Annotated in this window: 13 protein-coding genes; 9 read left to right on the forward strand and 4 right to left on the reverse strand. The window is 26.8% G+C overall.

Annotated features, from left to right (window positions below; all coding sequences use genetic code 11):
• Both ACRDDY_RS04620 and ACRDDY_RS04625 read left to right on the forward strand, forming a co-directional pair.
• A partial coding sequence (locus tag ACRDDY_RS04620; protein ID WP_438563798.1) for a sensor histidine kinase occupies positions 1–1,046 on the forward strand: 1,046 nt, incomplete at its 5' end.
• A gap of 17 nt (positions 1,047–1,063) precedes the next feature.
• A complete protein-coding gene (locus ACRDDY_RS04625) occupies positions 1,064–1,453 on the forward strand; it encodes a DUF3887 domain-containing protein (RefSeq protein ID WP_438563799.1) in 390 nt (129 codons plus the stop codon).
• Between the two features lie 37 nt (positions 1,454–1,490).
• Here the strand turns inward: ACRDDY_RS04625 and ACRDDY_RS04630 are convergent, their stop codons facing one another.
• A complete protein-coding gene (locus ACRDDY_RS04630; protein ID WP_438563800.1) occupies positions 1,491–2,186 on the reverse strand; it encodes a 5'-methylthioadenosine/adenosylhomocysteine nucleosidase in 696 nt (231 codons plus the stop codon).
• A 179-nt stretch (positions 2,187–2,365) separates the two neighbouring features.
• Here ACRDDY_RS04630 and ACRDDY_RS04635 point away from each other — a divergent pair, with 179 nt between their 5' ends.
• The 3 genes from ACRDDY_RS04635 to glcT all read left to right on the forward strand — a co-directional run bounded on the left by ACRDDY_RS04635 (position 2,366) and on the right by glcT (position 5,188).
• Complete coding sequence (locus ACRDDY_RS04635; RefSeq protein ID WP_438563801.1) at positions 2,366–3,094, forward strand: tRNA threonylcarbamoyladenosine dehydratase; 729 nt, start codon at positions 2,366–2,368, stop codon at positions 3,092–3,094.
• A 295-nt stretch (positions 3,095–3,389) separates the two neighbouring features.
• The gene (locus ACRDDY_RS04640; RefSeq protein WP_438563802.1) at positions 3,390–4,319 is read left to right on the forward strand and encodes a GNAT family N-acetyltransferase; all 930 of its coding nucleotides are present in this window, start codon (positions 3,390–3,392) and stop codon (positions 4,317–4,319) included.
• Between the two features lie 17 nt (positions 4,320–4,336).
• Entirely contained in the window at positions 4,337–5,188 is an 852-nt protein-coding gene (gene glcT, locus ACRDDY_RS04645; RefSeq protein ID WP_438563803.1) for a glucose PTS transporter transcription antiterminator GlcT, read from the forward strand.
• Positions 5,189–5,276: 88 nt separating this feature from the next.
• On the opposite strand, the gene ACRDDY_RS04650 is transcribed toward glcT, so the two are convergent.
• The 3 genes from ACRDDY_RS04650 to ACRDDY_RS04660 all read right to left on the reverse strand — a co-directional run bounded on the left by ACRDDY_RS04650 (position 5,277) and on the right by ACRDDY_RS04660 (position 7,453).
• Positions 5,277–5,768: a PTS sugar transporter subunit IIA gene (locus ACRDDY_RS04650; protein WP_438563804.1), complete on the reverse strand. Its 492-nt coding sequence runs from the start codon at positions 5,766–5,768 to the stop codon at positions 5,277–5,279.
• Positions 5,769–6,093: 325 nt separating this feature from the next.
• Positions 6,094–6,990, reverse strand: coding sequence for an N-acetylmuramoyl-L-alanine amidase (locus tag ACRDDY_RS04655; RefSeq protein ID WP_438563805.1), 897 nt, complete (start codon positions 6,988–6,990; stop codon positions 6,094–6,096).
• Between the two features lie 103 nt (positions 6,991–7,093).
• Positions 7,094–7,453, reverse strand: a complete 360-nt coding sequence (locus ACRDDY_RS04660; protein WP_438563806.1) for a GntR family transcriptional regulator — start codon at positions 7,451–7,453, stop codon at positions 7,094–7,096.
• A 95-nt stretch (positions 7,454–7,548) separates the two neighbouring features.
• Here ACRDDY_RS04660 and ACRDDY_RS04665 point away from each other — a divergent pair, with 95 nt between their 5' ends.
• The 4 genes from ACRDDY_RS04665 to lepB all read left to right on the forward strand — a co-directional run bounded on the left by ACRDDY_RS04665 (position 7,549) and on the right by lepB (position 10,003).
• Entirely contained in the window at positions 7,549–8,043 is a 495-nt protein-coding gene (locus ACRDDY_RS04665; protein WP_438563807.1) for a hypothetical protein, read from the forward strand.
• Between the two features lie 2 nt (positions 8,044–8,045).
• Positions 8,046–8,708, forward strand: coding sequence for a cytochrome c biogenesis CcdA family protein (locus ACRDDY_RS04670; RefSeq protein WP_438563808.1), 663 nt, complete (start codon positions 8,046–8,048; stop codon positions 8,706–8,708).
• A gap of 9 nt (positions 8,709–8,717) precedes the next feature.
• The gene (locus tag ACRDDY_RS04675) at positions 8,718–9,323 is read left to right on the forward strand and encodes a TlpA family protein disulfide reductase (RefSeq protein WP_438563809.1); all 606 of its coding nucleotides are present in this window, start codon (positions 8,718–8,720) and stop codon (positions 9,321–9,323) included.
• A 161-nt stretch (positions 9,324–9,484) separates the two neighbouring features.
• Positions 9,485–10,003 carry a signal peptidase I gene (gene lepB, locus ACRDDY_RS04680; RefSeq protein WP_438563810.1) on the forward strand — a complete coding sequence of 173 codons (519 nt, stop codon included), beginning with the start codon at positions 9,485–9,487 and terminating at the stop codon, positions 10,001–10,003.
• Positions 10,004–10,478: the final 475 nt, after the last annotated feature.

Raw genomic sequence — 10,478 nt, forward strand, 5'->3', positions numbered from 1 at the left:
ATATAGTATATTATTTTATATTTGCAGTATTTTTTCTCGTTGGACAACTTGTATTTTCAGAGGGGTTTAAACTTATAAGTATATATTTAAATATAAGCTTACAATCAATAGATATGTTTGTAGTAGTAAATGCAGTGGTGGTAATTCAAATAGGAAACTTAGCTTGTTGCAGGTTGTTTTTAGCACTATTTAAAACAAATGTAAGAGAACTTACTATTCAGCAATATTTTAGTTTTTTGATTTTGCCTACCTTTAGTTTTGTATTTATTTTCAGTTTAATTGAATTATTACAAAATCAATGGATGGCAAGTAGTGAAGAAGATACTATACTTCTTATTGTAAATTTAGGTTTAATAATATTTTTCAATTTATTTATAACAAATATATTTGAATCAATTTCAAAAAATAATGAGTTGAAAAATAAGATAGAGTTTTATGAAAAACAAAAAAATATAGAATATGAGTATTATAGGGTATTAGAGTCAAAGTATAATACTTCAAGAAAAGTTATTCATGATATAAAAAATCACATGCAAACTATTGATAGCTTATATGAAATTGAGGAAAAAGAAAAAGCAAAAACATATTTAAAGGAAATGTATGGACTTTTAGATTCATTAGGACAAAAGGTTTATACAGAAAATAGAGTTCTAAATGTAGTTATAAATGATAAGGTTCATTTAGCTAAAAAAAGTAATGTTAATATAGAGGTTTTAATTGGTGATGTAGATTTTAGTTTTATAAAAGAAATAGATATAACAACAATTATTTCAAATCTTTTAGATAATGCAATAGAAGGAACGAAAGAAACAGAGAGTAAGGATATAACATTAAAAATAGATAAATTCAATAATTTTTTAATTATAAATGTAGTTAATAGTTTTAAGAAAGTTACAGTTATAAATGAGGAGTTTAAAACAACTAAAGAAAATCATTTAGGTTTAGGACTTAAAAATATAAAGAGAACAATTGAAGAGTATTCAGGTTCTCTTCATATAAAAACTTCAAATAATATATTTAAAATAAATATTATGATTCCAAATTAATTTAGGGGGAAAGAGAAATGAGAAAAATAATGAAAATGATGATGGTGGTTTTAACATTAGGAGTTTTAGTTGGGTGTGGAGCAAAGAAGGTAGATATTGATGAAGGAAAAGTTTCAGAAAAGGCGGATATGGTAATAAAGCTATATAATGAAGAGAATTTTGAAAAGTTACATGAAATGGGGAGTGAGAAATTAAAGTCAGCAATATCTGTAGACGGATTAAAAGAAGCAGAGGAAAATATAGAAAAAGAATTAGGTAAGTTTAAAGAGGTTAAAGAAAGAAAATTTGGAGAAAAAGATGGAATGGTTCTTTGTGTAACACTTTCAGAGTTTGAAAAAGGACAAGGTCAAATACAAACAGCATTCAATGAAAACTTAGAGCTTGAAGGTTTTGCAATAGTAAAATAGTTAAAGGGAGATGATTTTTATCATCTCCCTTATAATATTAAGCTAATTTTTCAATCATAGCCTTTAATATAGTTGTTGAGTTTTTAACTCCAATTGGAATGAATTTTTCATAATCCATATGTGCTCCATTGTTAGCATTATCAGAGATTGATCTGATTATTACAAATGGAATTGTGTTTAAGTAACAAACGTGTGCTATACTTGCACCTTCCATTTCACATGCTATTGCATTAAATTCACTTTCAAGCCATTTGATTTTATCTACACTTGCAATGAATTGATCTCCTGATACTATTCTTCCAGAGAATGTATTTATATCTTTTATTTCATCACATGAAAGCTTAGCTAATTTAACTAATTCTTCATCACACATAAAATCAAAAGTATCCATTCTTGGAACTTGACCATGAGCATCTCCAAAGACAGTTGTATCAACGTCATGTTGTACTAGATTTTCAGCTACTACTACATCACCTGGATAAATGTCTTTACCGATTCCTCCAGCTACACCAACATTGATAACGCTATTTACTTTATATTCTGAAATAAGGATTTGAGTACAGACTGCTGCATTTACTTTACCAATTCCTGATACTACTGCTACAACATCTTTTCCCCAAACCTTTCCTTTATGAAATGTCATGTTAGCTTTAACTGTTTTTTCTTCAACTACCATATCATTTAAAAGAAGTTCTAATTCTTCACTCATTGCACTAATTATTCCTATAACCATTAAAAAGTTACCTCCAAAAATTAATATAGACTTTTAGCCTTACATAATATTATAAAATTAATATATAGTTAAGTAAACTAAATAAAGGAGTAATTAGAGAAAAAATCTTGTATAAAGATAAGAGATAAAATAAAATAAAGAGTAAATAATAGAATATGAGATGTAGAAAGGATGAGATTATGGAAAAACACACATTGACAAGAACAGAACTTGTAATAGGTTCTGAAGGATTAAATAGATTAAGAAATTCTAAAGTTGTTATATTTGGAGTTGGAGGAGTTGGAGGTTTTGCAACTGAAGCTCTAGTAAGAGCTGGAATTGGTGAAATAGTTATTGTAGATAATGATACAGTAGATATAACTAATTTAAACAGACAGATAATTGCAACATATGATACAGTAGGAAAAGTTAAAGTTGATGTTATGAAAGAAAGAATAGAATCTATAAATAAGGATTGCAAAATTACTACTTTTATGGAGTTTGTAACACCAGATAATATTGAAATGTTTTTAGACGATTCTGTAGATTATGTTGTAGATGCAATAGATACAGTAACAGCAAAGATTGCTTTAGCAAAATATTGTTATGAAAATGATATAAAAATAATGAGTTCTATGGGGACAGGAAATAAAATGAATCCAACAATGTTCCAAGTTTCAGATGTACATAAAACAAAGGTATGTCCTTTAGCGAAAGTAATGAGAAGTGAACTTAAAAAAAGAGGCGTGAAAAAGTTAAAGGTAGTTTATTCAGAAGAAATACCAGTAAAGCCAAACATTGAAATGGTTTCAGAAATAGTAAAAGGAACAAAGAAAAGACAAACACCAGGAAGTATGTCTTTTGTTCCACCAGTTGCAGGGATGATAATTGCAAGTGAAGTTGTTAAAGATATTATAAAGGAAAAGTAAATTGTGGATAACTTTTAGAAAATATAGATACAAAAAAATACAAAAAATTCCTAAAAAGGATTTTAAATAACAAAAAAAGTGGTTGTTTACTAAAAAAGAACACAACATATAGTGTTTATTTAAAAAGTTATCAACAACATATTGTGAGTAATGTGTATAACTTATAGAAAAGTTTCATCTTTAGATTAAGAGATGGGGCTTTTTTATTGTTGAGGAGGAACGTTAAAAGTCTTGTAATAAAAAGACTATATTATATAATAGTCTTATAAGAAAGATTAGCTTAGGAGATAGGAATATGGCATTAAAAAACAATGTTAATATATTTTTAAGTAGCGGAAGTCAAAGTGAGTACTTAATAAGAGATAAAAATAATATAAGTATTGGAAGATTTAATATTATAGAGATGGATTTTGAAAATCAAAAATGTGATGTTAAATTAAGATTTTATAGAGAACAGAATTATGACTTATTGAGAGAAACTTTAGATTCAATATTAGTTGCTACATTTAAAGATAAGAGGGTTTATAAGGTAAATGTAAGTGTGATTGAAGGAATGAAGCTATCACCTTTTTTAGATTTAGGATTTATTTTAGAAGGAATAATTTCAGAAAATAATATTATTAATGGAATTAGAAGAAGTGAATTAATATTTGGAATAAATAGAGAAGATTATAGATATAAAAACTGTGAACCTATGGTGAAAATTCCAGGAAAAAATATTTCATTAAGAAATTTAACACCAAATGATTCAGAGGAGTTAACAGAATATTATATTCGTAATAAAAAACATTTAGAAAAATTTGAGCCATCGAGAGAAAAAGAGTTCTATACATTAGAAGAACAAAGAGGCATATTAAATGAGAGCTACAAACAATTCTTAAATGGAACGTCATATGAAATGGCAATTATAAAAGATGAAAAAATAATTGGAAAGATACGATTATCTAATATTGTATATGGTGTATTTAAAAGTGGAATATTAGGTTACTCAATAGATGAAAGTTTTCAAGGAAAAGGATATATGAAAGAGGCTGTTAGTCTTATGGTTAAGTATTCATTTGAAGAATTAGAACTTCATAGAATAGAGGCTTCAGCATTAATAAGTAATGAAAGATCTAGAAATGTTTTAATTAAATGTGGATTTGAAGAGCTTGGTATAAATAAAAAGTATTTATTTATAAATGGAGTATGGGAAGATCATGCAACATATTATAAGATAAAGTAAAATAAGGGGATGAAAGTATGAAAGTATCTCTTAAAAATGATATGGTTTTAGTTAAAGTGTTTAATAATGATATAATTTTAGTAAAATCAGAGGGGAAAGAAAAAATATTATTTGAAAAAGGGATAGGCTTTGGAAAAAAGTTTGGAACAGTAATAGAAAAGGGAACTGAAATTGGTAAAGTATTTGTTATTCAAAATGAGCAGAATATTGAAAATTTCAATAAAGTGATAGAAAGAACAGATAATAAATTATTAGGATTATTTGAAGAGGTAATTTATAATATTTCAGAAGAACTTAAAGAAGAATTAGGCGAGAATATTCATATAGGATTAGTAGAACATTTAACTTTTGCAATAAAGCGTCTTGAAAATGGAGAAGAGATAAAAAATCCTTTTTTAGTAGAAATAGAAACTTTATATAATCAAGAATTTATTTTAGCAAAAAAAGCAAGTAAGAGAATAGAACAAGATATAAATATTCAAATTCCTGATGGAGAAATTGGATTTATAGCAATTCATATACACTCAGCAAGAAATGGTGGGAAATTATCAAATACAGTTAGATATAGTTATTTAGGAAATAATATTATGGAACTTGTAGAAGAGGAATTGGATATTAAGATAGAAAGAAAATCTTTAGATTATGCAAGATTTTTAACACATTTAAGATTTGCAATAGAAAGAATTTCAACAAAGAATTCTATAGAAAATGATTTAAGAGGAGTAATAAAATCAAAATATAAAAAGTCATATAAAATTGCAAGTAATGTGGGGAGAATGCTTGAAGGTGAGTTAGATACTGAGGTTAGTGAAGATGAGGTGGCTTATATAGCTATGCATATAGAAAGGTTTAGGGGAATTAAGAATTAAAAAACAAGCCCAATAGAGGTGATACCTTTATTGGGCTTGTTTAAGTTTTGATTTTAATATATTTTAAGTGTTTAACTAGAATGCTGTTTTAAATTGTGTATTCTATAACTGTTGTTTCTCCAGCTACTGAATCAATTGATGTTATTGGAGTTATGCTTTGGGTTGCATCTACATTAGTGATAAGAACTGGACTTATTAACGGACAACCTTTGCTTTTTATAAATTCTCTGTCAATTTTTAAAATTGGAGTTCCAGCAGTAACTGTAGCACCTTGTTCTATTAATTGAGTGAAGCCTTCTCCATTTAATGAAACTGTTTCAATTCCAACGTGAACTAAAAGTTCAATTCCATTTGAAAGTGTCATTGCAAAGGCATGTTTTGTTTTAAAGATTAAAGTAACTTCACCATCAGCAGGTGCTACAATTGTATCTCCAGCTACGTCTATTCCAACTCCATCACCAGCCATTTTTTGGGCAAAAACAGGATCGGGTATTTCAGAAACAGGTATAATTTTTCCTGTTGCAGGTGCTATTAATTTTAATCCACCATCTTTTTTATTCTTTTTAAAAAATCCAAACATATCTATATCCTCACTTTATTTATAAATTTATTAATTTAGAGTAATTTTATATAAAAAAAGACATAAGTTCTCTAAAGAAAAACTTATGCCTGATCCTTACTCAGTAACACGTTAATTAAATTATAAACAAGAATATATTTTAAGTCAATATAAAAATGAACAAAATTTAAACTTAAATTACTAATATAAACCATTAAATGTAATAAATTATCAAAAATAATTATAAAGCTAATAAAAAAGTTGAGATTAATAACATTATTATACAAAAATATTGATAATTTATTACGAAGTATGAAACTAACTTTTAGAAAGTAATTTTATATTTTTAAGCATTTAAAAGTTTATTCCAAGAAGTAGGTCCTAAAATACCATCTTTACTTAATCCATTATTAGATTGAAAAGAAATTAAAGCTTTTTGAGTATTAGAACCGAATATTCCATCAGGGGTACCACAGTTAAACTTTAACTTATTTAATTTTATTTGAATAAGCTCAACAATCTTACCTCTAGTTCCAACAGATAAAGTAGGGCAAGTGTTTAAAGTTTTAGGTCCTAAGATACCATCAATAGTTAAATTTCCATTGAAGCTTTTATTTAATTCTTTTTGAAGATCAGAAATCCATGAATCAGTATTAGACACTGGAGGCTTTGGTACAGGTGGTTTTACTACAGGCGAAGTTGTAGATGAAGTTTTTCCATTTACAGCGCCTTCAGCAATAGCTTTTCCAACTGCATCAGAACCTAAACTTCTGTAAAGTTTAACATCTTCTGTTGCCTCAACAAAACAAACTTCAACAATCATAGAAGTCATATTAGTAGCACGTAACTCATAAAGTCCAGAACGTTCTTTTATACCACGATTTTTGAATCCTAAATCAACTAAAGATTTTAGAACACCTTTAGCAGCAGTATTATTTCTTGAAGAATTAGAGACTAAAACCTCTGTTCCAATTGTTCCAGTATAAGTTGTATAAGCTTTATTAAAATGAATAGAGATAAATAAATCAGCACCAGCATTATTTGCCTTATTTACTCCAAAAGTTAAATCGGAATTAACAGTATTAGAACTATTTGAAGGAGTCACATCTAGAACGGTATGTCCCATTTGCTTTAAATATTTTATAACGGAATCTTTTACTTTTCTATCTTCAGTAGTTTCATCTATAATGCCACGAGCACCAGGAACACTAAAATTATGGCCACCTCTTACAGCAATTTTCATAAATTATCACCTCGTAAAAATTTTGATAAAGATACCTCTATCAATAGATATATTATTCAAGAGGAGAGAATTTTGTTAAAGAAAAAAGACGAACTTTTACGTATTATAAAAGTTCGTCGGGAAATAAGTCTAAAACATCTTTTTTAGAAATACCTCTAAGTTTAAATTCAGGACCTAAAGATTCTAGTAAAAGGCCTAAAGATTGCTTGAATTTAGTATTAGATTTCTTCAAATCAATATGAACAAAAGCACCACGACCAGGTTCTATCTTAATAAAACCATCTTCTTTTAGAAGAGAGTAGCTTTTATTAACGGTATGCATATTAACATCTAAATAAGAGGCTAAATTTCTAACTGAAGGTAAGATATCACCTTCAGAAAGATCACCATCAGCAATCATTTTAATTATTTGTCTTTTAATTTGAATGTAAATAGGTTCAGAGTTATCAGCTTCAAAATTCAAGAGAAATATTCCACCTCCTTAAAAAATAATATATAATTATCTTAACATAATTATATGTTAGAAAGTATTTAATATGACTAAATGGATGGTGAATAATGAAAGCTTTAAACAAAGAAGAAATAAAAAATATACTATATATAGAAGAGATACAGTATGGGCTAAATAATTATACAAATGCATTATTAAATGTAGATAATGCAAAAATATCAGAAATTAAAGAGTTTATGAAAGAAATAGAAGAGAATATAGTAATAGATTATTATGGAAATATTATAAAAGAAAATGAGTTTAATTTATTAGTGAAAGAACTTTCAAAAGAAGAGGAAAAGTATCTAAAAGAATTAAGAGCTAGTGGGGAAACAAAGGTTATATTTACGGAGATTGAAGAGAGACTTTTAGATATAGCTATTAAGTTATCATATGAAGAAATTTTATTTAGTTCTTTTTACTTAGGAAAGAAAATAACAATATGGGGGAATTTCAATAAGGAGTTTGTAATGTTTTTTGAAAAAGACATTAGTATAGAAGAGATTAAAATTTTAGCAAAAAAATATAATTTAGAAATAAAAGATATAAGGGAGGTAAGATAAGAGTGAACTTAAGTATACTAGCAGCATTTTTTGCGGGAGTAGTTTCATTTTTATCACCTTGTGTACTTCCTTTAATTCCAGCTTATATAAATATCTTAACGAAGGATGTAGATAGGGATAGAAAAGATATTATATTAAGAAGAAGCCTACTATTTATATTAGGATTTACAATAGTATTTATAATAATGGGAGCAACAGCAACATTTTTAGGAAAGATATTTAGTAGGCATTTTGAGATATTAAGAGTTTTATCAGGAATTTTAATAATACTTTTTGGAGTATATACACTAGAAGTAATAAAAATAGGAAGTCTTTATAAAGAAAAAAAGATAATAAGAAAAGCAGATGGAATAAGTCCATTGATTATGGGAATTGCATTTGCAGCAGGATGGACACCTTGTGTAGGACCTATACTTGGAGCAATTCTTGCATATACATCAATAAATACAAGCTTAAATGGAGTAGTAATGTTAGGTTTATATTCAATAGGACTTGGAATTCCATTCATTTTAAGTGCGATGTTAATAGAGCATTTTTCCTTTATAAGAAAAAATATATATAAGCATATGAGAAAGATTAAAATAATTACAGGAATATTAATGATACTAGTAGGGGTTCTTATAGCTACTAATAAATTAGTAATTATGATAGGACTGATTTCATAGGAGGGGAATATGAAAAAAATTATATTGATAATTATATTGATATGTGTAGTAATAGGTGGAGTAGAATATTATAAAATATCAAAAAATAAAGAAAATGCACAAAAGGTAGAAATAAGTCAAAATAATAATGAAGAACAAGGAAATACATTAAATGAAGATAACTGGAATGTGAAGCCAAATGATGTACAGGAAAATCAAGGATTTCCAGCTATTAAAGATACAAACTTTAAATTAAAAAATTTAAATGGAGAAGAGGTAAGTCTAAGCCAATATAAAGGGAAGAAAGTATTTATAAATTTTTGGGCATCGTGGTGTCCACCATGCAAAGATGAAATGCCAGACTTAGAAAAATTATATAAAGAATATGGAGATAAAATTGTAATTTTAACTATAAATGCAGGAGAAACTAGAGAGAAGGCAGAGAACTTTATAAAGGAAAAAAATTATACATTTCCAGTATTACTAGATAGTAATATGGAAGTATCAGCAGAGTATGGGGCAAGATATTTACCAACATCAGTAATGATAAATGAAAAAGGTGATATAGTTAATTATAGAAATGGAGCTATGGATTATGCTCAGATGAAAGAATTTATACAAGAGAGAACATTATAGAGAAAACATAATATATTAAAAAGGCTTAGTAGGAAAATCAAAAAAATCTACTAAGTTTTTTTATATAAAGAAAAAGATTTAATTTAGAAGTATAGAATCAATAAATCAAGAGAACTTGCATATTAATTTATTATAGAAGAAATAAATTAAGGATGATATAAATGCATGAAGTAATAGCGATAGAACAGAAGCAAAGGATACGAGTTAAGGATTTTATTAAATTTATAATTGTGAGTTTGGTATTTCTAAAAATTATGGCAGTAATATTTCCTTTCTGTATAGTAAAGGGATATTCAATGGAAAGTACATTAAAAAATGATGAGATAGTAATATTAAATACATTATTCTATAAATTCAAAAATCCAAAACATGGAGATATAGTAGTTATAAATGTTTCAGAGGATAAAAATATAGATATAGCAGGAAAAATAATTGTGAAGAGGATAATAGGAGAGGGAGGTGATAGATTAACAATAAAGAATAATAGAGTTTATATAAATAATATAGAGATAAAAGAAGAATATATAAAAGAGAAAATGATAACTTGGGATATAGATGTATTAATTCCAGAGGGAGAAGTATTTGTAATGGGAGACAATAGAAATGAAAGTGGAGATAGTAGAGAATTTGGAACATTCAAATTAGAAGAAATTGAAGCAAAAGTAATGTTTAGAAAATAAAAAACTAATAAAAAGAAGTTATAAAAAGAGGAATATTAATAAAAAAAAGACTAAAAATTAACGAAAGATGAACAAAAAAGAGAAATAATACTAATACTTATCCTAGTGTGTCATAAGTAGAAAAATGTTGAAAAAAGAAGAAAAAAGTAGAAAATAAAGAATAATCATTTTAAATAAGGTAGTATAATAGAATATGGCAGATATAATGGTGATATAGTAGTAAATGTCCTAAGGGACAAGCAATTTAACAACAAAGTAGCTTAATAATTAATTTAAGTATTTTGAACAAAGGTTGATAATACTTAATTTAGGTATTAACCTAGATTGTTAAATTGAAAAAATGGTCTTTGAAAATTGAACAGATTAATATATAAACAAACTTAAACCAGCAATTCTTTTATTAGTAAGTTTTATGAGCAATTTAAGATTAAACTTTTTATTGAGAGTTTGATCCTGGCTCAGGACGAACGCTGGC

The sequence above is a fragment of the Clostridium sp. genome (genome assembly GCF_051656525.1).
Classification (GTDB): Bacteria; Bacillota; Clostridia; order Clostridiales; family Clostridiaceae; genus Clostridium.

Excerpts from the sequence above, each read along its gene's own strand:
- lepB (WP_438563810.1), top strand. The coding sequence starts at position 9,485 with ATGCATGAAGTAATAGCGATAGAACAGAAGCAAAGGATACGAGTTAAG.
- ACRDDY_RS04665 (WP_438563807.1), top strand. The coding sequence starts at position 7,549 with ATGAAAGCTTTAAACAAAGAAGAAATAAAAAATATACTATATATAGAA.
- ACRDDY_RS04635 (WP_438563801.1), top strand. The coding sequence starts at position 2,366 with ATGGAAAAACACACATTGACAAGAACAGAACTTGTAATAGGTTCTGAA.
- ACRDDY_RS04630 (WP_438563800.1), bottom strand. The coding sequence starts at position 2,186 with ATGGTTATAGGAATAATTAGTGCAATGAGTGAAGAATTAGAACTTCTT.
- ACRDDY_RS04655 (WP_438563805.1), bottom strand. The coding sequence starts at position 6,990 with ATGAAAATTGCTGTAAGAGGTGGCCATAATTTTAGTGTTCCTGGTGCT.
- ACRDDY_RS04625 (WP_438563799.1), top strand. The coding sequence starts at position 1,064 with ATGAGAAAAATAATGAAAATGATGATGGTGGTTTTAACATTAGGAGTT.
- ACRDDY_RS04640 (WP_438563802.1), top strand. The coding sequence starts at position 3,390 with ATGGCATTAAAAAACAATGTTAATATATTTTTAAGTAGCGGAAGTCAA.
- ACRDDY_RS04650 (WP_438563804.1), bottom strand. The coding sequence starts at position 5,768 with ATGTTTGGATTTTTTAAAAAGAATAAAAAAGATGGTGGATTAAAATTA.
- ACRDDY_RS04675 (WP_438563809.1), top strand. The coding sequence starts at position 8,718 with ATGAAAAAAATTATATTGATAATTATATTGATATGTGTAGTAATAGGT.
- glcT (WP_438563803.1), top strand. The coding sequence starts at position 4,337 with ATGAAAGTATCTCTTAAAAATGATATGGTTTTAGTTAAAGTGTTTAAT.